This is a genomic window from Pseudooceanicola aestuarii, from assembly GCF_010614805.1.
GTDB lineage: Bacteria > Pseudomonadota > Alphaproteobacteria > Rhodobacterales > Rhodobacteraceae > Pseudooceanicola > Pseudooceanicola aestuarii.
In genome coordinates, this window is the sequence record NZ_JAAFZC010000001.1 from 691,104 (window position 1) to 715,767 (window position 24,664).

General features: G+C 65.8%; 26 protein-coding genes and 1 other RNA gene. 15 read left to right on the top strand and 12 right to left on the bottom strand.

The annotated features are described in order from the left end of the window. Window positions 1-216 precede the first annotated feature (216 nt). Together G5A46_RS03180 and rnpB are read right to left on the bottom strand one after the other, a co-directional pair. Window positions 217-1,086 carry a PRC-barrel domain-containing protein gene (locus G5A46_RS03180; protein ID WP_163847254.1) on the bottom strand — a complete coding sequence of 290 codons (870 nt, stop codon included), beginning with the start codon at window positions 1,084-1,086 and terminating at the stop codon, window positions 217-219. Between the two features lie 256 nt (window positions 1,087-1,342). Then, an RNA gene (rnpB, locus tag G5A46_RS03185) (RNase P RNA component class A) lies at window positions 1,343-1,774 on the bottom strand. A 129-nt stretch (window positions 1,775-1,903) separates the two neighbouring features. Here rnpB and G5A46_RS03190 point away from each other — a divergent pair. The 12 genes from G5A46_RS03190 to G5A46_RS03245 all read left to right on the top strand — a co-directional run bounded on the left by G5A46_RS03190 (window position 1,904) and on the right by G5A46_RS03245 (window position 11,859). Continuing rightward, entirely contained in the window at window positions 1,904-2,359 is a 456-nt protein-coding gene (locus G5A46_RS03190; RefSeq protein ID WP_163847256.1) for a universal stress protein, read from the top strand. After that, a complete protein-coding gene (locus tag G5A46_RS03195; RefSeq protein ID WP_163847258.1) occupies window positions 2,356-2,745 on the top strand; it encodes a VOC family protein in 390 nt (129 codons plus the stop codon). The genes G5A46_RS03190 and G5A46_RS03195 overlap by 4 nt, the downstream gene beginning before the upstream one ends. A gap of 210 nt (window positions 2,746-2,955) precedes the next feature. Next, a complete protein-coding gene (locus G5A46_RS03200) occupies window positions 2,956-3,519 on the top strand; it encodes a NifU family protein (protein WP_163847260.1) in 564 nt (187 codons plus the stop codon). Between the two features lie 7 nt (window positions 3,520-3,526). Then, window positions 3,527-4,195 (top strand): tRNA (adenosine(37)-N6)-threonylcarbamoyltransferase complex dimerization subunit type 1 TsaB, encoded by a 669-nt coding sequence (gene tsaB, locus G5A46_RS03205; protein WP_163847262.1) that lies wholly within the window; start codon window positions 3,527-3,529, stop codon window positions 4,193-4,195. Further along, the gene (locus tag G5A46_RS03210) at window positions 4,192-4,620 is read left to right on the top strand and encodes a GNAT family N-acetyltransferase (protein WP_163847264.1); all 429 of its coding nucleotides are present in this window, start codon (window positions 4,192-4,194) and stop codon (window positions 4,618-4,620) included. The genes tsaB and G5A46_RS03210 overlap by 4 nt, the downstream gene beginning before the upstream one ends. A 159-nt stretch (window positions 4,621-4,779) precedes the next feature. Then, entirely contained in the window at window positions 4,780-5,769 is a 990-nt protein-coding gene (locus G5A46_RS03215; RefSeq protein WP_163847266.1) for a BMP family lipoprotein, read from the top strand. 5 nt (window positions 5,770-5,774) lie between these two features. Continuing rightward, on the top strand, window positions 5,775-7,418 hold the full coding sequence (locus tag G5A46_RS03220; protein ID WP_163847268.1) for an ABC transporter ATP-binding protein: 1,644 nt from the start codon (window positions 5,775-5,777) through the stop codon (window positions 7,416-7,418). Then, window positions 7,411-8,505 carry an ABC transporter permease gene (locus tag G5A46_RS03225; RefSeq protein WP_163847270.1) on the top strand — a complete coding sequence of 365 codons (1,095 nt, stop codon included), beginning with the start codon at window positions 7,411-7,413 and terminating at the stop codon, window positions 8,503-8,505. The genes G5A46_RS03220 and G5A46_RS03225 overlap by 8 nt, the downstream gene beginning before the upstream one ends. Then, a complete protein-coding gene (locus tag G5A46_RS03230; protein WP_163847271.1) occupies window positions 8,505-9,134 on the top strand; it encodes a LysE family translocator in 630 nt (209 codons plus the stop codon). The genes G5A46_RS03225 and G5A46_RS03230 overlap by 1 nt, the downstream gene beginning before the upstream one ends. 3 nt (window positions 9,135-9,137) lie before the next feature. After that, window positions 9,138-10,100: an ABC transporter permease gene (locus G5A46_RS03235; RefSeq protein WP_163847273.1), complete on the top strand. Its 963-nt coding sequence runs from the start codon at window positions 9,138-9,140 to the stop codon at window positions 10,098-10,100. Between the two features lie 60 nt (window positions 10,101-10,160). Further along, on the top strand, window positions 10,161-11,090 hold the full coding sequence (locus G5A46_RS03240; RefSeq protein ID WP_163847275.1) for a sulfite exporter TauE/SafE family protein: 930 nt from the start codon (window positions 10,161-10,163) through the stop codon (window positions 11,088-11,090). 1 nt (window position 11,091) lies between these two features. Further along, entirely contained in the window at window positions 11,092-11,859 is a 768-nt protein-coding gene (locus tag G5A46_RS03245; RefSeq protein ID WP_163847277.1) for a TIGR02186 family protein, read from the top strand. A gap of 58 nt (window positions 11,860-11,917) precedes the next feature. Here the strand turns inward: G5A46_RS03245 and G5A46_RS03250 are convergent, their stop codons facing one another. The 7 genes from G5A46_RS03250 to G5A46_RS03280 form a co-directional block, all read right to left on the bottom strand. After that, window positions 11,918-12,748: a 1-acyl-sn-glycerol-3-phosphate acyltransferase gene (locus G5A46_RS03250; protein ID WP_204318682.1), complete on the bottom strand. Its 831-nt coding sequence runs from the start codon at window positions 12,746-12,748 to the stop codon at window positions 11,918-11,920. A gap of 96 nt (window positions 12,749-12,844) precedes the next feature. Further along, window positions 12,845-13,123, bottom strand: a complete 279-nt coding sequence (locus G5A46_RS03255; RefSeq protein WP_163847281.1) for an HPr family phosphocarrier protein — start codon at window positions 13,121-13,123, stop codon at window positions 12,845-12,847. Window positions 13,124-13,153: 30 nt separating this feature from the next. Next, complete coding sequence (locus G5A46_RS03260; RefSeq protein ID WP_163847283.1) at window positions 13,154-13,546, bottom strand: PTS sugar transporter subunit IIA; 393 nt, start codon at window positions 13,544-13,546, stop codon at window positions 13,154-13,156. 32 nt (window positions 13,547-13,578) lie between these two features. Continuing rightward, a complete protein-coding gene (gene rapZ / locus G5A46_RS03265; RefSeq protein ID WP_163849858.1) occupies window positions 13,579-14,433 on the bottom strand; it encodes an RNase adapter RapZ in 855 nt (284 codons plus the stop codon). 88 nt (window positions 14,434-14,521) lie between these two features. After that, entirely contained in the window at window positions 14,522-14,983 is a 462-nt protein-coding gene (locus tag G5A46_RS03270; RefSeq protein ID WP_163847285.1) for an HPr kinase/phosphorylase, read from the bottom strand. Window positions 14,984-14,987: 4 nt separating this feature from the next. After that, the gene (locus G5A46_RS03275; protein WP_163847287.1) at window positions 14,988-16,688 is read right to left on the bottom strand and encodes a sensor histidine kinase; all 1,701 of its coding nucleotides are present in this window, start codon (window positions 16,686-16,688) and stop codon (window positions 14,988-14,990) included. Further along, complete coding sequence (locus tag G5A46_RS03280) at window positions 16,688-17,389, bottom strand: response regulator transcription factor (RefSeq protein ID WP_163847288.1); 702 nt, start codon at window positions 17,387-17,389, stop codon at window positions 16,688-16,690. Before G5A46_RS03280 ends, G5A46_RS03275 begins: the two co-directional genes overlap by 1 nt. Before the next feature lie 352 nt (window positions 17,390-17,741). Between G5A46_RS03280 and G5A46_RS03285 the strand changes: the two genes are divergently transcribed. After that, window positions 17,742-19,340, top strand: a complete 1,599-nt coding sequence (locus tag G5A46_RS03285) for a phosphoenolpyruvate carboxykinase (protein WP_163847290.1) — start codon at window positions 17,742-17,744, stop codon at window positions 19,338-19,340. Next, complete coding sequence (locus G5A46_RS03290; RefSeq protein WP_163847292.1) at window positions 19,340-19,909, top strand: DUF3859 domain-containing protein; 570 nt, start codon at window positions 19,340-19,342, stop codon at window positions 19,907-19,909. The genes G5A46_RS03285 and G5A46_RS03290 overlap by 1 nt, the downstream gene beginning before the upstream one ends. Window positions 19,910-19,980: 71 nt before the next feature. Here G5A46_RS03290 and G5A46_RS03295 read toward each other — a convergent pair whose 3' ends face one another. Next, entirely contained in the window at window positions 19,981-20,751 is a 771-nt protein-coding gene (locus G5A46_RS03295; protein ID WP_163847294.1) for a sulfite exporter TauE/SafE family protein, read from the bottom strand. Between the two features lie 157 nt (window positions 20,752-20,908). On the opposite strand from G5A46_RS03295, the gene G5A46_RS03300 reads away from it, so the two are divergent. Beyond that, window positions 20,909-22,594: an acyl-CoA dehydrogenase family protein gene (locus G5A46_RS03300; RefSeq protein ID WP_163847296.1), complete on the top strand. Its 1,686-nt coding sequence runs from the start codon at window positions 20,909-20,911 to the stop codon at window positions 22,592-22,594. A 58-nt stretch (window positions 22,595-22,652) separates the two neighbouring features. Here G5A46_RS03300 and G5A46_RS03305 read toward each other — a convergent pair whose 3' ends face one another. Together G5A46_RS03305 and G5A46_RS03310 are read right to left on the bottom strand one after the other, a co-directional pair. Next, window positions 22,653-23,975 (bottom strand): TRAP transporter large permease, encoded by a 1,323-nt coding sequence (locus G5A46_RS03305; protein WP_163847297.1) that lies wholly within the window; start codon window positions 23,973-23,975, stop codon window positions 22,653-22,655. Next, window positions 23,972-24,556, bottom strand: coding sequence for a TRAP transporter small permease (locus tag G5A46_RS03310; RefSeq protein ID WP_163847299.1), 585 nt, complete (start codon window positions 24,554-24,556; stop codon window positions 23,972-23,974). Before G5A46_RS03310 ends, G5A46_RS03305 begins: the two co-directional genes overlap by 4 nt. Between the last annotated feature and the right edge of the window lie 108 nt (window positions 24,557-24,664).

Genomic DNA, 24,664 nt, shown 5'->3' on the forward strand with positions numbered 1-24,664 from the left:
GCCGCCCGCGAAATCTCATGAAGCCCGCCTTTTACCGGCAATCGACGGGGAGTCAACCGGGTCTTGCCGTTTTCGGGCGGAAAAGCGCGGCATCGGCGCGGAACCGGTACAGCGGCGACCGGAGCCGGCATAAAAACGGGGGGCGGCCCGAAGACCGCCCCCATCGGGACAAGTTGTGCACCTTGCGACTCGTGCGGCCAAGCTGCCCCGCGACGGTCATTCCACCGGAGCGGTGGTGCCCGTCATGCCGTTGTCCATGCCGGTGTCGTTTTGCAGGCGCTGCTGTTCGGCGGCGTCGCGCTGCTCCTCGGCGGTGACGAATTCCGGCGCGGCCTCAAGATCGGCCTCCGTCGCGCTGGTCATCAGGCGGGGGGCACCGCTTTCGGCGTCAACCACGCTCAGGCTGGACATCTGCACGGCGACGTTCTTTTCCCCCAGGCCCAGGAAGCCGCCGACGCCGATCACGACGCCCTCGACACTGCCATCAAGACCAACGATCAGATCGTTGATGTCGCCGACGTTCTCGTCCTGGCCATTGTAGACCGAGGCGCCCAGCAGGTCGTTGACCAGCATGGTGTCCGCGTCCTGCATGGTGATCTGACCTTCGACCGGCTTGGCCGGTTCCTCGGTCGCGGCCATGTCGGTACCCTCGGCGGCGGGATCGGCGGCAGGATCGGTCAGGCCGCTGTCGGCGGCCATGCCCGTGTCGGCGCCCATATCAGTCCCGGTGTCAGCCGCCGGCGCGGTGGATTCGGCATCGGCTGTCGCGGTCGCATCGGCGCCGTCATCGGTCACTTCCGCATCGGCATCGGCCGCGACATCCGCGTCTTCGGTGGTGGCGTCGTCGGCGGCCATGTCGGAACCCGCCTCGTCCGTGGCGCCGGTCTGGTCGCCCGGTGCGGTCTGGGCCTGCTCCGTCGGGAAATCACCCGAGGCGCCGCCGGTCTCGGTGCCTTCGGTCTGTTGCGGCAGGGTCTCCTCCGCTTGGGGATCGGTCTGGGTCGCGTCCTGGGCATGGGCGGCCAGGGGGGCTGCGGCGATCAGGGCCACGAGGGCGGCACGGCTGGTGGTCTGGAACAAGTTCATGACAGTCTCCTCTACGATTGCATCAGCCCGAAGCCATCATCCTCGGCGCTGCGTGTCGGAGAGCCAACCAGCCACCCCCGCACCGGTTCCTGCACCCTGATATCCGCGTGGCGGAATCCAGCCCAACGCCGCGATGCAGCGCGGCGGGTTCCGGCCAGTCACGGGAATGTGAGAAGTTGTTGCGGAACCACTGCGCGGGTGGCGCACCGTGCCTTCGGGCCGGGGCCAGTCCCGACCGATGAAAAAGGATGTCGAAATGCGCGGAGGGCCTGTAAGCCGGATTTTGTTCCCCAGCCCGTTGCCGGGACCGGTTCGATGACCATTCATCTGGGCCCGCGATTGCCCGCGGGCGTCTAGCTGCCAACCCGGACTTCCGGGCCAAGGCGGCCCTGCGGCGGTATCGCTGACGCGACCGGCCCGCGCGAAGTCCCTATTCGGCATTGCTCCGGGTGGGGCTTGCCATGCGGGGTCCGTTGCCGGCCCCCCGGTGCGCTCTTACCGCACCGTTTCACCCTTACCCCTGCGGCGGATCCCGTGGCGAACCGTGGGGCCGAGAGGCGGTCTGTTCTCTGTGGCGCTTTCCCTGGGGTTGCCCCCGCCGGGCGTTACCCGGCACCCTTGCCTTGTGGAGTCCGGACTTTCCTCGCGACCCCCGGAGAGGGGATCACGCGGCCATCCGGCCCTCCGCGCAGGCGGGGCCATAGCGCGGCAAACCCCGCCCGGTCAACGCACAAAGCGTCGCGGACGGCCCGTCAATTGGCCATGGACGCCCCGAACCCCTTGCGCCATCATGCGCCCACAGGGGAGTGACGATACCATGAGAAAGTTCCTGGTCGTGCTGGACGACAGCCGCGAATGCCTGAACGCGATGCGGTTCGCCGCGATGCGCGCCGCCCGGACCGGCGGCGGTGTGGCGATCCTGTCGGTGATCCCGCCCGAGGAATTTTCCCACTGGATCGGCGTCGGCGACATCATGCGCGAAGAGGCGCGCGAGCGGATCGAGGCGCATTTCGAGGTTTTCGCCAAATGGATGCGCGACCGCCAAGGGGTCGATCCCGAACTGGTCATCCGCGAAGGCGAACCGATGCCCGAGATCCTGGCCCATATCCGCGAGGACGGCGAAATTGGCGTTCTGGTGCTCGGCGCGGGCACGGAAAAGACCGGGCCGGGGCCGCTGGTGACCCAGCTCTCGCGCAGTTCCGGCAGCCTGCCGGTGCCGGTGACCATCGTGCCCGGCGACCTGTCCAAGGACCGGCTGGAGGCGATCACATGAGCCAGCATCTTCACGCCGTGGCATTGGTGGTACCCGATTACGACGCGGCGCTTGCCTTCTACGTCGGCAAGCTGGGATTCACCCTGATCGCGGACGAGGACCAGGGCGGCGGCAAACGCTGGGTCATGGTCGCGCCGCCGGGTGCGGCGCAGACCCGCCTGCTGCTGGCCCGCGCCGTGGGCCCGGCACAAGAGCAGGTGGTGGGCGCCCAGGCCGGTGGCCGGGTCTTCCTGTTCCTGCACACTGACGATTTCGCCGGCGACCACGCCCGCATGACCGCCGCCGGCGTCGAGTTCGAGGAAGCCCCCCGGCACGAGGCTTATGGCTCTGTCGCCGTGTTTCGCGACCCGTTCGGCAACCGCTGGGATCTGCTGCAACCCGCGTGACGGGTGCCCGCCACCCGTGCGCCACCCTTGCGCGGGCACCGCTCCCGCAACGCTCTGATCAGCCTGTCGCCCGCGCAATACCGCCCGGCGCGACGCGGGCAAAGGGGATGGGCGCAGGCCTCCGGGCAACAATTTAGAACGGTTCCAAATCTTGACTTCGGCGCCGCAAAGCCGCACATAGGGGGCCACTGGCAGAAAGGCGCATCACAGATGTTCATTCAGACCGAATCCACCCCGAACCCCGCCACCCTGAAGTTCCTGCCCGGCCAGACTGTTCTGGACGCGGGTACTGCGGATTTCCCCACGGCGGAGGCCTCGGACAAGTCACCGCTGGCGGCCCGGATCTTTGGCGTGACCGACGTGACCGGCGTGTTCTTCGGCACCGATTTCGTCACCGTGACCAAGGCCGAAGGCACCGATTGGGACCATGTGAAGCCCGGCGTTCTGGGCGCGATCATGGAGCATTTCCAATCCGGCCAGCCGGTGATGGCGGGCGACGCTGCCGCCGCATCCGGACATGCCGCGCATGAGGGCGAGGACGGAGAGATCGTCGACCAGATCAAGGATCTGCTGGACACCCGCGTGCGGCCCGCCGTGGCGCAGGATGGCGGCGACATCACCTTTCACGGGTTTGATCGCGGCGTCGTCTACCTGCACATGCAGGGCGCCTGCGCGGGCTGCCCGTCCTCGACCCTGACCCTGAAGATGGGGATCGAGAACCTGTTGCGGCACTATATTCCCGAAGTCACCGAAGTTCGCCCTGTCGCCGTCTGAGGCGATGATGATTCTCGGGTTTGACACTTCCGGGCCATGGTGCGCCGTGGCGCTGGCCCGCGACACCGAGGTGATCGCCACGCGTCACGAGGACATGACCCGAGGCCAGGCGGAGCGCCTGATCCCGCTGCTTGATGAATGCCTGGCTGAGGCCGATATCGGCTGGTCCGACCTGAGCGCGCTGGCGGTGGGCGTCGGGCCGGGCAATTTCACCGGCATCCGTATCGGCGTCTCGGCCGCGCGGGGGCTGGCGCTGGCGCTGGACCTGCCGGTGCACGGGGTCAGCGGATTTGACCTGATGCGCGGCACCGCTGCCCTACCCGCCGACGGGGTGGAACTGATCACTCTGCCCGCGCCGCGCGAACTGGCCTATGCGGCGGTCTATTCCGCCGAAGGCGCGGGCGCGCCGCGCCTGGTCGATCCCGCCGCCCCCGATGCCGACCTGATCGCCGCGGGAACTGCCGGGCGCGCCATCGGCCACCGCGCCGCCGAGACGGCCGCCCTGCTGAACCTGGCCCCCTGCCCCGCGCAACTGCGCGACATCGGCCCCCGGCTGGTGGCGATCGCGGGCACCTGGCAGCGCGCCGGGCTGATGCCGCCATTGCCGGCGCCGCTCTACGTCAGGCCGGCCGATGCCGCGCCGCCACGGGATGCGCCCCCCAGGATCGTGGCGTGACGGCGGCTGACGCCCGCGCGGACCGGCTGGCCGCGCTGCACCATGCCGCCTTTACCACCCCGCGCCCGTGGCGGGCCGCCGAGATCGCCAGCTTCCTGAACGACGCCTCCTGTTTCCTGCTGGAGGCGCCCGATGCCTTCCTGCTGGGCCGCGTCATCGCCGGAGAGGCGGAATTGCTGACCCTGGCCGTGGCACCCGTGGCCCGGCGCCGGGGGCTGGGCCGTGCGCTGGTGGCGGATTTCGCGGAACAGGCCCGCACGCGCGGCGCCACGGCGGCCTTTCTGGAGGTCTCCGCGGAAAATTCAGCGGCCCGGACGCTTTACCTGGCCTGCGGCTGGCAGGTGACGGGACGTCGGAGGCAATATTACCGCACCCCCGACGGCAGCCGCGTGGACGCTGAAATCATGGGCATTTCCCTGGCGTGACGTGGCGCGAAATCGCGCCTCCTTCCCCCTGCGTCGCCCAGTTTGCTATTGACCCTCCAAGGGCGGTCAGTCCTAAATCCACGGTGATCAACCTGATCCGATTGTGAGACGGGCCGGGCCGACGCGCCCGACAAGACCCGCATCAACTGGGAGACCCTGATGACCCTGATGACCAAATTCCTGAGCGCCGCCGCCGGGCTTGCCCTGACCGCCGGCGCCGCGATGGCCGAACCTGCCCTGATCTTCGACCTGGGCGGCAAGTTCGACAAATCCTTCAACGAGGCCGCGTTCAACGGCGCGAAACGCTGGGCCGACGAAACCGGCGGGTCTTTCCGTGAGATCGAACTCTCCTCCGAAGCGCAGCGGGAGCAGGCTCTGCGCCGGTTCGCCGAAGCCGGCTCCAACCCGGTGGTCATGACCGGCTTTGCCTTCGGCAACGTGCTGGGTGAAGTCGCCCCCGATTACCCCGACACCAAGTTCGCGATCATCGACATGGTGGTGGATGAGCCCAATGTGCGCTCTGTCGTGTTCAACGAGCACGAAGGCTCCTACCTGGTCGGCATGATGGCGGCGCTGGCCTCCGAGACCGACACCGTCGGCTTTATCGGCGGGATGGACATCCCCCTGATCCGCAAGTTCGCCTGTGGCTATGTGCAGGGCGTGAAGGCGGTGAACCCCGACGCGACCGTGATCCAGAACATGACCGGCACCACCCCCGCCGCATGGAACGACCCGGTGAAGGGCTCCGAACTGGCGAAGGCCCAGATCTCCGACGGGGCGGACGTGATTTATGCGGCGGCCGGTGGCACCGGTGTCGGCGTTCTGCAAACCGCAGCGGACGAGGACATCCTGTCCGTCGGCGTGGACAGCAACCAGAACCACCTGCACCCCGGCAAGGTCCTGACCTCCATGCTGAAGCGGGTGGACAATGCCGTCTATGACGCGATGACCGCCGGCACCGAGCTGGAAGTGGGCATCAACGTGATGGGCGTCGGCAACGGCGGCATCGACTACGCCATGGACGAGCACAACGCCGACCTGGTGAGCGACGAAATGACCGCACAGGTGGACGAGGCCAAGGCCAAGATCGCCGCCGGCGAGATCGAGGTGCATGATTACACCTCCGACAATACCTGCCCCGTCGAATAATCCCGATGGACAGCAGCGCAACACAGGGGCAGCCGGAAACGGCTGCCTCCGCCGTTCCTCCCGCCATCGAGCTGAAGGGCATTTCCAAGGCCTTCGGTCCGGTTCAGGCGAACAAGGACATCGCGATCCGCGTCATGCCCGGCACGATCCACGGGATCATCGGCGAGAATGGCGCGGGCAAGTCGACGTTGATGTCGATCCTCTACGGCTTTTACAAGGCCGACCGGGGAGAGATCTTCATCAACGGGCGCAAGACCGACATCCCCGACAGCCAGGCCGCCATCGCGGCGGGCATCGGCATGGTGTTCCAGCACTTCAAGCTGGTCGAGAATTTTTCCGTGGTGGAGAATGTGATCCTGGGCGCCGAAGACGGCGCCTTGCTGCGTCCCTCCATCTCGAAGGCCCGCAAGAGCCTGAAAAGCCTTGCGGCGGAATATGAACTGAACGTCGATCCCGACGCGCTGATCGAACACCTGTCGGTCGGTCATCAGCAGCGGGTCGAGATTCTGAAGGCGCTGTACCGCGAGGCCGACATCCTGATTCTGGACGAGCCGACCGGCGTGCTGACCCCGGCGGAGGCGGACCACCTGTTCCGCATCCTCGACAACCTGCGGCGCGAGGGGAAGACGATCATCCTGATCACCCACAAGCTGCGGGAAATCATGGAGATCACCGACACTGTCAGCGTGATGCGCCGGGGCGAGATGACCGCCACGGTCAAGACGTCGGAGACCAGCCCCGAACATCTCGCGGAGCTGATGGTGGGCCGCAAGGTGCTGCTGCGCGTGGACAAGAAGCCCGCCGAACCAAAAGAGACGGTCCTGTCGGTCGAGGATCTGCGCGTCGTCGACGACAAGGGCGTGGAGCGGGTCAAAGGCATCAGCTTCGACCTGCGGGCCGGGCAGATCCTGGGCATCGCGGGGGTGGCCGGCAATGGCCAGTCCGAACTGATGCAGGTGCTGGGCGGCGTCACCAGCGCCACCGGCACCATCACCATGAACGGCCAGGCCATCGATCTGACGGGCCGCCATTCCGACGGCCGGTCCCGCCGCGCGCGCGGCATCGCCCACGTCCCCGAGGATCGGCAGCGCGAAGGGCTGATCATGGAATACGCGGCTTGGGAAAACAGTGTCTTCGGCTATCACCGCGATCCGCGTTGGCAATCCGGCCCGCTGATGAACAACGCCGCCATCCAGGAAGAGGCGGCGGGGATGATGGAACGTTATGACGTGCGCCCGCCCGATCCCAACCTGTCCGCCAAGAATTTCTCGGGGGGGAACCAGCAGAAGATCGTTCTGGCCCGGGAGATCGAGCGGAACCCCGACCTGCTGCTGATCGGCCAGCCGACGCGCGGCGTCGATATCGGCGCGATCGAGTTCATTCACCAGGAGATCATCCGTCTGCGCGACGCCGGCAAGGCGATCCTGCTGGTCTCTGTCGAACTGGACGAGATCATGTCCCTGTCCGACCGCATCGCGGTGATGTTCGACGGCAAGATCATGGGCCTGCGCGACCCCGCCCAGACGGACGAGCGCGAACTGGGCCTGCTGATGGCCGGGATCGAGGGCGATCCGGGCAAGGAAGACTGGAAGGCGGTCGAGGAAAACCTGACCGCGGTGGAACACGGGGAGACACCGCAGAATGGATAGAATGCCCGCCTGGGCCGACGTGGTCCTGATCCCGCTGATTTCCCTGCTGCTGGCCGCGATCCTGTCCACCCTGGCCATTCTGGCCATCGGGGAAAACCCGGTGGAGGCCTATACCCTGATGATCGACGGTGCGCTGATGCGGTCCGCCGGGTGGGGCTATACGCTGTATTACGCGACCAATTTCATGTTCACCGGCCTGGCGGTCGCGGTGGCCTTTCACGCCCGGATGTTCAACATCGGCGGCGAGGGGCAGGCGACGCTGGGCGGGCTGGGCGTGGCGCTGATGTGTCTCTACATCCCCTGGCCGCATTGGTCGCTGGCGATCCTGGGCGCCTCGGTCGGGGCGGCTGTGTTTGGTGCGCTCTGGGCGCTGATCCCGGCCTATCTGCAAGCCAAACGCGGCAGCCATATCGTGATCACCACGATCATGTTCAACTTCATCGCCGCCGCTTTCCTGAACTACATCCTGGTGAACCTGCTGCGCCCGGTGGGCGCGATGGACCCGGCGACGGCAAAATTCCCCGAACCGACGCATCTGCCGACGTTCCGCGACATGTTCTCCTTTGGCGAGACGATCCTGTTCCGGGGCGCACCGGCCAATGTCACCTTCTTCCTGGCATTGCTGGCCTGCGTGCTGGTCTGGCTGCTGATCTGGCGCACACCGCTGGGCTACGAGATCCGCGCCCAGGGGCATTCGGAATCCGGCGCGCGCTATTCCGGGATCTCGCCGTCGCGCATCATCATCGTTTCCATGCTGATTTCCGGGGCGCTGGCGGGCATGATGGCCGTGAACACCACCCAGGGGGAGGCCGAACGCCTGATCCTGAACTCCACCGAAGGCGCGGGCTTTATCGGGATCGCGGTGGCGCTGATGGGGCGCAACCATCCGTTCGGCGTGCTGCTGGCCGCGATCCTCTTCGGGTTCCTGTATCAGGGCGGCGCCGAACTGGCCTTGTGGACCAACATCCCGCGAGAGTTGATCGTGGTGATCCAGGCGCTGGTGATCCTGTTCACCGGGGCGCTGGACAACATGGTGCGCATCCCGCTGGAAAAACTGTTCATGGCCCTGCGCCGGAAGGACGCCTGATGCTGGCCGAGCACCTGCCGCAACTTCTTCTGGCCTGGTCGGTGCAGGCCGCCGGAGTCGCCTCCCCCGGACCGGGGGTGATGCTGATTCTGGGCGTGGCCACGGCCCGTGGCCGGGCCCCCGCCCTGGGCCTGTGTCTGGGGATCGGCGCGGCGGCGGTGCTGCTGGCACTGGCCACGGCGGTCGGGCTGGCCACCCTGCTGGCAGAGGCGCGCATCGCCATGATCGCGATCAAGATCGCCGGCGCCGCCTATCTGCTGTGGCTGGCCTGGCAATCCTTCCGCAAGGCCGCGCACCCGCCCCGGCTGGCCGATGTCGCCGCCCCCGCCACAGGACGCGCGGGCGATATCGGGCTGGGCTTCGCCATGCAGATGACCAACCCCAAGGCGATCCTGTTCTGGATCGCCGTTGCCGCCGTCGGCGGTGTCGGAGATGCCCCGGCGCCAATGATCGCGCTGTTCGTGGCCGGGGCCTTCTGCATCTCCTTCGGCGGGCATGCGCTATGGGCGCTGCTGCTGTCTTCTGCACCGTTCCGCGCCCTTTACGCCCGCGCCCGTCGGGGCGTGGAGGCGACACTGGGCGTGTTCTTCACCTTCTTCGCGGTCAAGCTGGCCACTACAAAGGTCTGATCCATGGACTTCCAGACGATCCTGCAAATCCTCGATTCCACCGTCCGGTTGGGCACGCCACTGCTGCTGGCCTGCCTTGCCGGTCTGTTCTCCGAACGCGCCGGGATTTTTGACATCGGGCTGGAGGGCAAGATGCTCGCCGCGGCCTTCTTCTCCGCTGCGGTGGCGGTGCTGTCGGGCAGCGTGATGCTGGGCCTGCTGGCCGGGATCGCGGCGTCCATGGTGCTGTCGGCAATCCATGGGCTGGCCTCCATCACCTTTCGCGGGAACCAACTGATTTCCGGGGTGGCGATCAACTTCCTGGCCGCCGGCGCCACGGTCCTGGTGGCGGAAGACTGGTTCGCGCAGGGGGGCCGCACCCCGCCGCTGGGCGATGCGCGGTTCCCGCCGATCACCCTGCCGCTGGCCGACACGCTGCGCGACGTGCCCGTCCTCGGGCCGCTCTACCATGATCTGATCTCGGGCCATACGGTGCTGGTCTATGTCGCCTTCCTGGCGGTGCCGCTGACCTGGTGGATCCTCTACCGCACCCGGTTCGGCCTGCGCCTGCGCGCCGTGGGCGAAAACCCGGCCGCCGTGGACACTGCCGGGGTCTCTGTCGTCGGGCTGCGCTTTGCCGCCGTCGCGATCTGCGGGCTGCTGTGCGGGATCGCGGGCGCCTACCTGGCCACTGCCTTGCAAGCCGGGTTCGTCAAGGACATGACAGCCGGCCGGGGCTACATCGCGCTGGCGGCGCTGATCTTTGCCAAATGGCGGCCCTGGTATGCGCTGGCCTCCACCATGTTGTTCGGGCTGCTTCAGGCGGTTGCGGTGCGGTATCAGAACATCGACATCGGTGATTTCGTGATCCCGGTGCAATTCATGGACGCCCTGCCCTATATCCTGACCATCGTCATTCTGGCCGGGTTCGTCGGTCGCGCCATTCCCCCCCGCGCCGGTGGCCAGCCTTATGTAAAGGAACGCTGAGCGCGCAGATTCCCAAAGCGTCCAGTTGCGGCGGCGCGGCATTTCGGGCTACTGAGCGTCATGCAGATCTACCTCCCGATAGCCGAGGTCTCGGTCAACTTCTTCCTGCTGCTGGGGATCGGCGGGCTGGTCGGAGTGCTGTCCGGCATGTTCGGCGTCGGAGGCGGGTTCCTGATCACGCCACTGCTGTTCTTTGTCGGCATCCCGCCCGCCGTGGCCGTGGCCACCAGCGCGAACCAGATCGTGGCGTCTTCCATCTCGGGGGTATTGGCGCATCTCAAGCGGCGCACGGTGGATCTGAAGATGGGCACCGTGCTGCTGACCGGCGGTCTGGCCGGTGCGGGAATTGGCGTGGTGGTGTTCAACTACCTGCGTCAACTCGGCCAGGTCGATCTGCTGGTGAACCTTTGCTACGTCGTGTTCCTGGGCATTGTCGGTGCGCTGATGTTCGTGGAAAGCCTGCGGGCCCTGCGACGCGCCCGCACCCCCTACCGTCCCGGCACGGGCACGAAACCCAAACGGCGGCAACGCTACTGGGTCCATGCCTTGCCGCTGAAAATGCGGTTCCGGGTCTCCGGGCTTTATATCTCGGTCATTCCGCCGGTGCTGGTCGGCTTCTTCGTCGGCATCCTGTCGGCGATCATGGGCGTGGGCGGCGGGTTCATCATGGTGCCCGCGATGATCTACGTGCTGGGGATGCCCACCAAGGTGGTGGTGGGCACGTCGTTGTTCCAGATCATCTTTGTCACCGCCTTCACCACCCTGCTGCACGCCACGACCAACCAGACCGTGGACATGGCGCTGGCGGTCGTGCTGTTGATCGGCGGTGTCGTGGGCGCGCAATTCGGCACCCAGATCGGCGCCCGGATGAAGGCCGAACAGCTGCGCATCCTGTTGGCCGCGCTGGTACTGGCCGTCTGTGGCAAGCTGGCGCTGGACCTGCTGCTGCCGCCGGGCGAAATCTATTCCATCGGGCCGGTCGGGGTCTGAGATGGCGCTGCGCATTCTCCTTCTTCTGGTATTCACCCTGTGCCGCCCTCTCTGGGCCGCGGCGGAGGAGGAGGCCGTGCTGGGCCTCAGCCAGAACCGCGTCGCGATCACGGCGAATTTCGACGGTTCGGAAATCCTGATCTTTGGGGCAGTGCGCCGCGAAAGCCCGATCCTGGACGAGCCGCTGGGCGTCATCATCACGCTGGAGGGGCCGCATCGCGCGCTGCGCGTCCACCGCAAGGAGCGGCGCGCCGGGATCTGGGTAAACGCGGACAACGTGACGATCTACCAGGCCCCCAGCTTTTACGCCATCGCGACCTCCGCCCCGGTTGAGGACATCCTGTCGGCCACGGAAAACCTGCGCCACCGGATCACCATCCCCAAGGCCGTCCGCTCCATCACCTCGGCCGAGACAGTGACCGACGAGGATCAGTTCCTGGAGGCGCTGATCCGCATCCGGTCCAAATCCGCGAGCTACCAGATGCTGGAAAGCCAGGTGCAGGTCGACCGGCAGACCCTGTTCCGCACCGCCATCACCCTGCCCGCCAACCTGACCGAAGGCACCTACAGCGCCCGCGTCCACCTGACCCGCGATCGGCGGGTGGTGAACACCTACGAGACGGCGATCAACGTCAACAAGGTCGGGCTGGAACGCTGGCTGTTCAACCTGTCGCAGCAACAGCCGTTTCTGTACGGGCTGCTGTCATTGGCCATCGCGATTGCGGCGGGCTGGCTGGCCTCGGCCGCGTTCCGAATGCTGCGCAGCTGACCGGAGCGGCCGCGCCGCACCCGCCCGCATCGGCGCGCGCGTCGTCAATTCCCGAAGATCAGTCCTTCAGGCCCAGCGTATGTTCGCGCAGCCAGGCCATGAAACCGCGCGGATCGGTCTTCAGCTGGGCCATCTCCGCCTCGCGCAGGGGCTGCCCCACGACAGGGGTCTGGGGTTTGTTCAGGCTGTGCACGATCTCGTGCAGCAGCAGGCCCTGACGCAGGATCGGCGATAGCTGGTTGGCGATCTGGTACCAGCGCGAATTGTTGCCGGGAAAGAACACCGGCACCACCCGCGCGCCGGAGCGGCGGATCATCTGCGCGGTGAACACGTTCCAATCCGCTTCGATCACCGGGCCGAACATGGTTTCCGACGCCGCCACCACCCCCGAAGGGAACAGCGCGACGAGCCCGCCCTCTTTCAGGTGAGCCATTGCCTTGGCCCGCATCTCAACGCTCTTGCGCTGCGCATCCGCGTCATGAGGGAACGGCACCGGGATCATGTAGCTGGAGGCGATTTCGTCGATGCCGGTCAGCAGGGCGCGGGTCAGGATCTTGTAATCCGACCGGACGCGCCCGATCAGATCGGCCAGGATCATGCCATCGACCATGCCATGGGGATGATTGGCCACCACCACCACCGGCCCGTCGGTCGGGATGCGCGCCAGCTGTTCCTCGGGCGTGAGCAGCGGAATGCCCATCACGTCCAGCGAGGCCCGCCAGAAGGCCTGCCCCTGCGGCGCGCCTTGTTTCTCGAACTTGCGGATCAGGCGAAGGATCGTGATCTTCCCCGTCAACCATTCCATCGTCCGCACGATTTCCCGCCGCAGCGGATCCTCGAAGGTGGTGGAATAGGTCAGGGACCGGCGATCGTACTTGGTGAACGTCACCGTCTTCCGATCAGCCTGATTGTGCGTCTGATCTACCAAAGACTTGTACCTTGCCCTTTCACGGGGAGAAGGCGCAGCGCGCCCATCCCTGGCGTGTCACATGTCCTCCCCGAAGCGGTCAGAGACCAGGGCGTCCAGCGCATCTGCCAAAGCCGCGGCATCGGGGCCGGAGGTTTCGATTTCAATAGTGCTTCCCTTGGCGGCTGCCAACATCAAAAGGCCCATGATGCTGTCACCGCCCGCCGACATCCCCTCGCGGCGGACTTCCGCGCGCGCATCAAAGCCTTCGACCACCTCCACCAACTTGGCAGAGGCACGGGCGTGCAGGCCCTTTTCGTTGACGATGGTCAGGCGTCGCGTGACCGATCCGTTCATGTTCAGGCCTCCGGGTAATCTAACGTCGGGTCAAAGACCGCTGAGGTTGCGGCTGTCGATATACTTGCGTCCGGCTTCCGTCGCGGCACGCACGGCATCGGGCAGCGTCAGGTGGCGTGATTTGGCCAGCTTGATCAGCGCCGGCAGATTCGCGCCGTAGAGGATTCGCCGATCCTCGGGCCGGCAGGCCAGCAGCGACAGGTTCGACGGAGAACCGCCGAACATGTCAGTCACCACCACGACACCGCCGCCCTGATCGACCTGATCGGCGGCATCGCAGATCTCCCGCTGCTTGTCGCCACGGTCGCAGTTCACCTCGATCGCGATGGCGACGATGTTGCTCTGCTCCCCCACGACGTGTTCGACGGCGGATTTGTATTCTCGGGCCAGCCCGCCATGCGCGACAATCACGATGCCAATCAAGATCGGGGCTCCTGTGGGTTGGAGGGCGCTGCTCATGCCGCGCCCCCGGACCTGCGCCGTTCCAGTTCTCGGTGTCTTATAGACACCTGCCAGCCCGCCTGTGCAAGGGCAGCGCCTAGGGTTTCCGCCAAAGTGACGGAACGATGCTGACCCCCGGTGCAGCCAAAGCCGATGCCCAGATGGGCCTTTCCCTCCGCACGGTAGGCGGGCAGCAGGCTGACCGTCAGATCGGTGACCCGGCTCAGGAAATCATCGTAGCGCGGATCGCCCGCCACATGGGCCTGCACCGCCTGCGACGTGCCGTTCAGCCCGCGCAGTTCCGGCACCCAGTATGGGTTGCGCAGGAACCGGACGTCAAACACCATGTCCAGACCGCGCGGCATTCCGCGCTTGTAGCTGAAGCTGTGCACCGACAGCGCCAGCGGCGCGCCGTCGCGGCCGGCGAACAGGCGCTCGACCTCCGCGCGCAGATCATGAGGGGTCAGCTCCGACGTGTCGATCAGGATGTCGGCGCTGGAGCGGATCGGCTCCAGCAGGTCGAATTCCCGCGCGATCCCGTCGGATGGCGTTTCAGCGGGCGCCATGGGGTGGCGCCGCCGCGTTTCCGAGAACCGGCGCAACAACACGTCGGCGCGGCAATCCAGGTACAGGATCTGCGGCTGCAATTCGGCGTGGCGGGACAATTCCTCCATCGCGTCGGCCAATCCCTGGGCCGAAAAGTCACGGTTGCGCGGATCAACGCCCAGGGCGATCGGACGCCGCGCCGGGGCATTGGCCAGCAGGGCGGGCAGCAGGCGCAAGGGCAGGTTGTCGATCGCCTCGAACCCGATATCCTCCAGCGCGCGGATGGCCGTGGTACGGCCAGCCCCGGCCGGGCCGGTGACCATCACCAGCGAGGTTCCACCGCGTGGCGGCGTCAGGGCGCCTGTTTCTGCTTCCGCGTTCACGATCCTGTCCTCTGGCGCGGCCTGGGTGTCATGCCGCGCGCCCCTTACGCAGATATTGCAGAATGGCCGGCGCTGGAATGCGCATCCCGCCATTGTGATATCCCCGGATCAGCGGCAGGGTAACGCCCAGCAGGTCGGTGGTGCGATGCGGCGGCAGGCGTTCCGGTTCTTCCGCGTCCAGGTCCAGGATGGCGACCAGCGGGGCGGCGGGCCGGTGATCGGCACGCAGCAGGCCCAGGCCGCGGGCCTCTACCAGGCCACGCAGGGCGGCGGGAGCGCTGGCGATGATCCGGGCGCCATCGCAGGTCAGGTCAGTGCGGTCGTCGGCGACAAGATCGGCGCCCAATCCGATCAACTCCAGCGCCAGCGCGGATTTTCCGCGCCCCGAGGCGCCCCGGATCAGCAGCCCGCGCCCGTCGGCCGCGACGCAGCTGCCGTGCAGGCATAGCGCGGGTCTGGCAGGGCCGGGCGGGACAGGATGCGCCCCCATGGGATCAGATCGGCAGGCCGACAACAAACCGTGCGCCCAGCGGTTCGGAGGTGATGTCGGCATCGGTGGGGCGGATGTTCTCCGCCCAGATCACGCCGCCATGCGCCTCCACGATCTGCTTGGAAATCGCCAGGCCCAGGCCGGAATTGTTCCCGAAGTCCGTTGCCGGACGGTGGGAATAGAACCGTTTGAAGATCTTTTGCAGTGATTGGTCGGGTATGCCCGGCCCGGTGTCTTCTACCACGATCAGAACGCGGTTCTCCCGCCGGCGCGCCCAGACGCGGATCGCGTCGCCATCCTCGCAGAACGATGTCGCGTTGGTGATCAGGTTGACGAAGACCTGCGCCAGCCGGGCCTCCAGCCCGCGCAGGACGATGGGGCCGCTGGGCAGATCGGTAATGAAATCCACGCCCTTGCCGCCCGCCTGATCGCCCAGGTAGCGGCAGATCCCGTCAAGCATCTTGAGCAGGTCGAACTGCTCTTCCTCTTCCTTCACCAGTTCGCTGTCGAGACGGGAGGCATTGGAAATATCGCTCACCAACCGGTCCAGCCGCCGCACGTCATGTTCGATGACATCCAGCAGCTGCGCGCGCTGGTCGTCCCGCTTTGCCAGCCGCAAAGTGCCCACAGCCGAGCGTAGGGAGGCCAGCGGGTTCTTGATCTCATGCGCGACGTCGGCGGCGAATTGTTCATTCGCATCAATACGTTCGTATAGCGCAGCCACCATCCCGCGCAGCGCCCCCGACAGGCGCCCGATCTCGTCCGGGCGCGCGGTCAAATCCGGGATCCGGATGCGCGAGGGGGAGACGCGGTGATTGTCCCGGCTGCCCCCCAGCTCGGCGGCGGCGGCAAGATCCGACAAGGGGTTGGCGATGGTGGAGGCGAGCACAAGGCTCAACCCGATGGAGACCAGGGTCGCGATGACGAACATTTGCAGCACCCGTTCCCGCTCCGCCCGGACGGTGGCGTCGATCTCCCCCGCAAAGGAGGCCAGCGCCACGGCACCGATCACCTGTCCGTTGCGCGCGATCGGTGCCGCGGCGGTAAAGAAACTGCCATCGGCGCCGCGCGCCGTGGTGGTGCGGGTGCCGTTCCGCATCGCCGGTCCGGCCATGTCGCGGGCCTGCGCCTCGGGGGTGGTCAACACCGGATCGACCCGGCCAGAGGAAAACACCTGGGTGATCCCGGTCCACAGCAGGTTGAGAAAGTCGCTGATATGGGTCGCGTCCTCGGGCAGGTCGGGAATGCTGTCGCTTTGCGATTGGCCGACCAGCACGCCGTCGCCATCGAAGATGAACAGCCGCAAGCCCGGTCGCAGATCCAGCGCCGAAAGAGTCTGGTTCACCCCCGGCGCATTGGCGGAGGTCAGGCGCGGCGCGGCCTCCGGCAACTGGGCCTCGAACACGTCGGAAATCAGCTGCGCCTCGCTGCGCAGGGCGCGTTCACGCTCCGCCACCAGCGATTCCCTGGAGGAGTTCAGATAAAGGATCCCGGCCGCCAGCACGTTCAGGGCGATCAGGTTGAAGATGATGATCTTGCGCGTCAGCGGCGAGGCCTTCAACGAGAAGAAGCCGCGCCGTTCCCGCCGAACGCGCAGCTCTTCCTCGACAACGCCACTGGGCGCGACGAAGTCGTCACCCAGAACGACATCACCGCTCTTTTCAGGGGCGTCGTCGCGCAAGCGGATCCTCTCTGCGAGTGCCATCACTCTTCGTTGTATCTGTACCCGATGCCATAGAGTGTCTCAATCGCGGAGAACTCCGTATCGGCGGTTCGCATCTTCTTGCGAAGCCGCTTGATATGGCTGTCGATGGTGCGGTCATCCACGTAGACCTGATCGTCATAGGCGACGTCCATCAGCTGGTCGCGGCTCTTGACGAAACCGGGGCGCTGCGCCAGCGCCTGAAGCAGCAGGAATTCGGTCACGGTCAGGGAGACGTCGTTGCCCTTCCAGGTCACCGAATGGCGCAGCGGATCCATCCGCAGCTGTCCGCGTTCCATCACCTTGGTCTCTTCGGTATCGCCGACGATGTCACCGTCGATCGCGTCCTGGCGCCGCAGCAGCGCGCGGATACGTTCCACCAACAGACGCTGCGAAAATGGTTTTTTCACGTAGTCGTCGGCGCCCATGCGCAGGCCCAGAACCTCGTCGATCTCGTCATCCTTGGAGGTCAGGAAGATGACCGGCATCTGGGTTTTCTGCCGCAGGCGCTGCAACAGGTCCATCCCGTCCATACGCGGCATCTTGATATCCAGGACAGCCATGTCCGGGAGCTTCTTGTTGAACGCGTCCAGGGCGGCCTGACCGTCGCTGTAGGTTTCCACGTCGAAGCCTTCGGCCTCCAGCGTGATGGCGACGGATGTCAGAATGTTCCTGTCATCGTCCACGAGGGCGATCTTGGACATCTTGGGTTTCCCTATACTGCACTTGCCCGATTATTTTTTTCATGAGTATTCGCCTTTTTCCCCTTGCCTAGCAATGGCCTTCTGCGATTCGCGCGACCGAGCCGGAGCCAAATGTGGCCAAAATGTCTTAGCAAAGCCTGAATTCCGCTGCGAATTTCCGTTCGGCGGCAGAGGTTTCCTGCCCCTTGCGGCATTCCGAATTTGGTTGCGCTAACGTCCAAGACCGGCCTGTTCATGTGCCGAACCAACGTGTTAAGAGCCGCGCTATCGGCCTTGCTACAGGGCCGATCGGGCGTTTTCCCACGCCCCTACGGAGGACCGCCGCGCGGTCGCGGCTACAGGAGATGGCACAATGGCATTCGGACGGGTGAACCCGCATTTCCGGCTTGAGGATCAAGGCATCGAAGGGCTGGGCCATGTCTATTACAACCTGATGGAGCCGGCCCTGGTCGAAGCTTCGTTGCGGAATGGCGAGGGCACGTTGGGCAATGGCGGCGCCCTGCTGGTCAGCACGGGCAAGTTTACCGGCCGCTCCCCCAAGGACAAGCACGTCATGGCCAGCGACACGGTCGCGGACACGATCTGGTGGGACAACAACGCCGCCATGTCGCCCGAAGGGTTCGACAGGCTGCACCAGGACATGCTGGCCCACATGAAGGGGCGGGACTATTACGTGCAGGATCTGGTCGGCGGCGCCGATCCGGCCTATGCGATCAATGTCCGCATGGTCACGGAACTGGCCTGGCACTCGTTGTTCATCCGCCACCTGCTGCGCCGCCCGGTGCGCGAGGCGCTGAACGATTTCGTCGCCGATTTCACCATCATCAACTGCCCTGGATTCAAGGCCGATCCGGCACGTCACGATTGTCGGTCCGACACCGTCATCGCCTTGAACTTCGACAAGAAGATCATCCTGATCGGCGGCACCGAATACGCGGGCGAGAACAAGAAATCCGTGTTCACCCTGCTGAACTACCTGCTCCCCGAAAAGGGAGTGATGCCGATGCATTGTTCGGCCAACCACGCACAGGGCAACCCGGTGGACAGCGCCGTGTTCTTCGGCTTGTCGGGTACCGGCAAGACCACCCTGTCCGCGGATCCGCAGCGCGTGCTGATCGGCGATGACGAACACGGCTGGTCCGATCGCGGCACCTTCAACTTCGAGGGCGGGTGCTACGCCAAGACGATCTCCCTTTCGGCCGAGGCGGAGCCGGAAATCTACGCCACCACGTCGAAATTCGGCACGGTGATCGAGAACATGGTCTACGACGAGGAGACCAAGGAACTCGACTTCGAGGATGACAGCCTCACGGCGAACATGCGCTGCGCCTACCCGCTGAACTACATCTCCAACGCGTCGGAAACGGCGCTTGGCGGGCATCCCAAGAACATCATCATGCTGACCTGCGACGCCTTCGGCGTGCTGCCGCCGATCAGCCGGCTGACCCCGGCGCAGGCGATGTACCACTTCCTGTCGGGCTTCACCTCCAAGGTCGCGGGCACCGAACGCGGTGTGACGGAACCGGAACCGACCTTCTCCACCTGTTTCGGCGCACCTTTCATGCCGCGCCGGCCCGAGGTCTACGGCAACCTGCTGCGCGAAAAGATCGCCAAGCACGGCGCGACCTGCTGGCTGGTCAATACCGGCTGGACCGGCGGCGCCTATGGTACCGGCTCCCGGATGCCGATCCGTGCCACCCGCGCGCTGCTGACCGCCGCGCTTGACGGATCCCTGAACGAGGCTGAGTTCCGCAAGGATCCCAACTTCGGCTTTGACGTGCCCGTGTCGGTCGCTGGCGTGGCCGAAGTCCTTCTGGACCCGCGCCGCACCTGGGAAGACGCCGACGCCTACGATGCGCAGGCGGCGAAACTGGTCGCAATGTTCTCGGAGAATTTCGCCCAGTATCTGCCTTATATCGACGAAGACGTGAAAGCCGCGGCAATCGGCTGATGCTCCGGCGCGCCTTCGGTACCGATCTATTGCGCCTCGCCGGTCTCGGCGGGGCGTTTGCATGTCTGCTCTGCCCAGCCGCCCTGGCGCAATCCGCCGATTTCATCGCCCCTCGCCTGGAATTGTCGGAGGCCGGGATCTTCTGTCCGATCCCCTCCGCCGGGACCGCCCCGGCGCCCGGCACCGAAAGCGGCGTGATCAACCTGATCGACGGCGACCACCGCGTCGCCCTGCACGACCACCGCGTGCCCGCACATATCGGCCTGTCCTTCGGCATCCGCATCCGCCTGGCACCCGGCGCTCCGCCCGGCCCCTACAGCGTGGTGCTGACCCATCCGCCCGTCGGCCCCCGCGCGGTTACGCGTGAGGTCTGGAACGCCGAAATCGGCACGGATTACGGGGTGCGGCTGTTCGAGTTCGAATTCGACCGTGAATTGCGCCCCGGCGCCTGGGTGTTCGAGATCACGGATGGCACCACGACCTATCTGCGCCAAAGCTTCGAGGTCGTGCCACCGCGGCAGGCCCCCGCCGCCATCGACCTCTGCTTTGGCCAACAGCTGCTGTCCTGATCCGACGCCGCGCCCCTTCGGGCGTCAAATACCGCCGCCGGAGGCACCGCCCGCTCAGGGCGGTCCCGCCCTCACAGCCCAAGCCCCCGGCGCACCAGGTTCCCGCCAGCGATCAGCAAGACCGCCAGCGTCGCCCTGCGAAACGCCGCCTGGTCGATCCGGTCCTGAACGGCAAAGCCGATGGTCATGCCGATCAGCGCCACGGGCACCAGCGACAGGGAGAACGGCAGCGTCTCCCACCGGATGACCCCCGATCCTACATGCGCAAAGAACAACGCCACCGCACCCAGCCCGTAGATCACCCCCTGCACCCGCACCTGGTCGGCCTTGGGCGTGTCCAGTGCGGTCAGGTAGGCGACGGTCGGCGGCCCCCAGACTCCGGAGAACCCGCCGATGAACCCGGCGAAGGAGGCAACGCCGACCTCCACCTTCAGCGATGGCGCACCCGACAGCTTCAGCGGAAGGCCGATCAATTGGGTAATGGCGAAGATCACGATGGGCAGGCCGATCATGAGCAGGATCGCCTCGGCCGACAGCACCCGCACCAACTGGGCGGAGATCAACAGCGCCACCAGCCCGACCAACAGGAACACCCGGAACCGCTTGACCGAGGACCAGGCCTCCCCCATCCCTTGCCGCAGGGCCTGCCAGCCATTGGTCAGCAGGGTCGGGATCACCAGCCCGGCCAGCGCCCATTCCGGCCCGACGATGGAGCCAAGGCCGGAAATCATGATCATCGGCATGGCAAAGCCGACCATCCCCTTGATCACGCCGGCGACCAGGCCGATCAGGAGACACAGGGCAAAGGCGGCGGGGCTGAGGCCGGGAAGAATACTGTCCATGGCGATGCTTTACCACTCCGCCAAGGATGCGCCAGCGCCAAATCCTTCGCGCAACTTTACATCGCCACAACGCAGCATGTAGCAAAATTGTTGCGCTGCACCTGCGAAGTGGATAGACCCGGCCCAAATCGTCCAAGAGATGCAAAAGGGGATTTTCATGGCACATGACGGAACGGACCCGAAGGGCGCCAGGGGCGCGATCCTTCCCGACCTTCTGGCGCTGACCGCAGCGGCAATCGCCCCGGCGGAGACCATCCTGACCACCGCCCGCGCCCGCGTGCGCGCCATGGTCGAACGCGACGGCCGGGTGTCCAACGCGCTGGTCGATGCGCAGCAAACGGCGACCCACGGGCTGGCCTGGTTGGCGACCTATGTCGAATCCCTGCGCCAGATGCAGAAATGGGCCGAACGCCTGTCCGCCGACGGCAGCTTCGGCGAGACAGAGCAGCTGTTGCACCAGATCGCCTTTGGCGAATACCTCTGGCAGATGCGCGGTGGCATTCAGATGTCCCAGAACGAGATCGTGCGCCTGCATGATCTGGGTCTCGATGCGCAGGACGAATCCCCCCTGACGACCGACGCGGTGGAGACCCTGTGCCGGCACGGCAATTCGCAGGCGGCGCGCAGCCGGCTGGCCGAACTGATGGTCGAACAGCAGGGCACCACCATGTTCGGCGCCTCCGGCCTGGATGAAGAGCTGGAGATGATCCGCGACCAGTTCCGGCGCTATGCCGTGGACAAGGTCGAACCCCATGCCCACGATTGGCACCTGAAGGACGAGCTGATCCCGATGGAGATCATCGGAGAGCTGGCCGAAATGGGCGTCTTCGGCCTGACCATCCCGGAAAACCTTGGCGGATTTGGCCTGTCCAAGGCCTCGATGGTGGTGGTGTCCGAGGAATTGTCGCGCGGGTATATCGGCGTCGGCTCCCTCGCCACCCGGTCGGAAATCGCGGCCGAGCTGATCCTGTGCGGCGGCACCGACGACCAGAAATCCCACTGGCTGCCCCGCATCGCCAGCGGAGAGATCCTGCCCACCGCCGTTTTCACCGAACCCAACACCGGCTCTGACCTTGCCTCCCTGCGGACACGCGCGGTGAAGGACGGCGACGATTACAAGATCACCGGCAACAAGACCTGGATCACCCATGCCGCGCGCACCCATGTGATGACCGTGCTGGCCCGGACCGATCCTGACAGCACCGATCACCGCGGCCTGTCGATGTTCCTGGCAGAAAAGACCCCCGGCACCGATACCGACCCCTTTCCCACCCCCGGCATGACCGGCGGAGAGATCGAGGTTCTGGGTTATCGCGGGATGAAGGAATACGAACTGGGCTTCGACAATTTCCATGTGAAGGGGGAGAACCTGCTGGGCGGAGAGGAAGGCAAAGGCTTCAAGCAGCTGATGCAGACCTTCGAATCCGCGCGTATCCAGACAGCAGCGCGCGCCATCGGCGTGGCGCAATCGGCGCTGGATGTGGGCCTGCAATATGCGCTGGACCGCAAGGCCTTTGGCGATGCGCTGATCGCCTTCCCCCGTGTGTCGGGCAAGCTGGCGATGATGGCGGCAGAGATCATGGTGGCGCGGCAGCTCACCTATTTCTCGGCCTTCGAAAAGGACAATGACCGCCGCTGCGACCTGGAAGCCGGAATGGCCAAGCTGCTGGGCGCACGCGTCGCCTGGGCCTGCGCGGACAACGCATTGCAGATCCACGGCGGCAACGGCTTTGCGCTGGAATACGCGGTGTCGCGCCTCCTGTGCGATGCGCGGATCCTCAACATCTTTGAAGGCGCGGCCGAAATTCAGGCCAAGGTCATCGCCCGGCGCCTGCTGGACTGACCTGCTCCATCTGAATTCGGGCGGCCGTCCCTCCGGGGGCGGCCGTTTGCGTGTCGCGCTAGTAAAACAGCCGCAACAACACCAAGGTGATCCCCGGAAACGCCACCAGCAGGATGACCCGCGCGATGTCGGAGGCGATGAAATACATCACCGCGCCATAGGTCCGCCCGATCGGCGTCTCCCGGTCCATGGAGTTGATGATGAACAGGTTCATCCCCACCGGCGGCGTGATCAGCCCGACCTCCACCACGATCAGCACGATGATCCCGAACCAGATGGCGAATTCCTCCGCTCCCATACCGAAATCCAACGCGGAGACGATGGGAAAGAAGATCGGGATGGTCAGCAGGATCATCGACAGGCTGTCCATCAGGCATCCGAACACAAGATAGAGCAGCAAGACCCCCGAGAGCACCAGCCAGGGGTTCAGCCCCTGTTCAACCACCCAGAGTGACAATTCCTGCGGCACCTGGGTCAGCGCCAGGAACCCATTGTAGAATGCCGCCCCCAGCACGATGAAGAAGATCATGGCGGTGGATTTCGCCGTGGCCCGGAAACTGTCCGCCCAGGCCCGCCCCCGCAGCCCACCGTTCAGAAATGCGATCAACCCGGTGCCAAAGGCACCCACCGCCGCACCCTCGGTCGGGGTGAACCAGCCCAGGTAGATCCCGCCCACCACGGCCAGGAAGACCATCAGGACGGGCCAGACATCGACCAACGCACGGATGCGCTCGGCCATCGGCACCGGCGGCCGGGTGCCCGCCGCATCGGGATGCAGCCGCACGTAGATGGAAATGGTGATCATGTAGCCGATGGCGGCCAATATCCCGGGAATGAAAGCGGCCAGAAACAGCTTGGCAATGTTCTGTTCGGTCAGGATCGCATAGATCACCAGTATGACCGAAGGCGGGATCAGGATGCCCAGCGTGCCCCCCGCGGCCAGCGTCGCGGTGGAGAAGCCGCCCGAATAGCCGTAGCGTTTCAGCTCCGGCAGGGCGACCTGGCCCATGGTTGCCGCCGTGGCCAGCGACGACCCGCAGATCGCGCCGAACCCGGCACAGGCCCCCACCGCAGCCATCGCCACGCCGCCGCGTTTGTGGCCCAGCCAGCTTTCCGCTGCGCGAAACAGAGATTGACTAAGCCCGCCCAACGTCGCGAACTGGCCCATCAGCAGGAACATCGGCACGATGGACAGCGAATAGGACGAGAAGGTGACATAGGTTTCCGACTTCAACTTCGCCAGCGGCACCAGCGTGCCGTCGGTCACCAGGAACAGCCCGCCGAACCCCACGGAGAACATCGCCAGCCCGATCGGCATCCGAAGGAAAATCAACATCAGCAGGACGGGAAAGGAGGCCAGCCCGATCTCGAAATTGGTCACAGCTCCGCCTCCCCGGCGCGGATGATGTCAAGGCCCGTGGTCAATTCGCGTAGCCGAACCAGGGCGACATGCACCCCGACCACGGCCGCGACCGACGCGGCGGCAAAGCTGGCGGCATAGGCCCACCAGACCGGAAATTGCAGGATGAACGTCGTCTCGCCATAGCGCATCTTGCCCGCCATCCCGTCATAGAGCCGCCAGGCGATGACAACCAGCGCAAGGGCAAAGATGGTGTCCCACAGCAGGGTCAGCGCACGGTTCGCAGGCTTCGGCAGGCGGGAGGTGAAGATATCGACCGAGGCATGGGCCCCGGTCACCTGGCACCAGGGCAGGAAGGCAAAGATGGCAAAGGCCACCCCGGCCTCCAGCAGTTCGAAATCGCCCTTGACCGGGCCGATGCCGCTGGCGATCAGCCAGTTCGACAGGGCGGGCAAGCCCTGCTCCAGCGTCTCCCAATGGGCGAAGGTGTTGCCGCCCCGGCCCAGGACCGACAGGCAGGTCAGCAGGATCAGCGCGGTCAGGACGATGCCGCCCAGAACAGCCATGGCGCTCGCGATGGTGCGAAACAGGTTGTGCAACATGCGGTCGGGTTCCGGTGCGGGCAAATCAGGGATCGCCGGGCCTCGCCGACCCGTCAGGGAGCATGCGACCTGCACGGCTTTCGGCGAAGGGACTGGCGGGACGGCGCG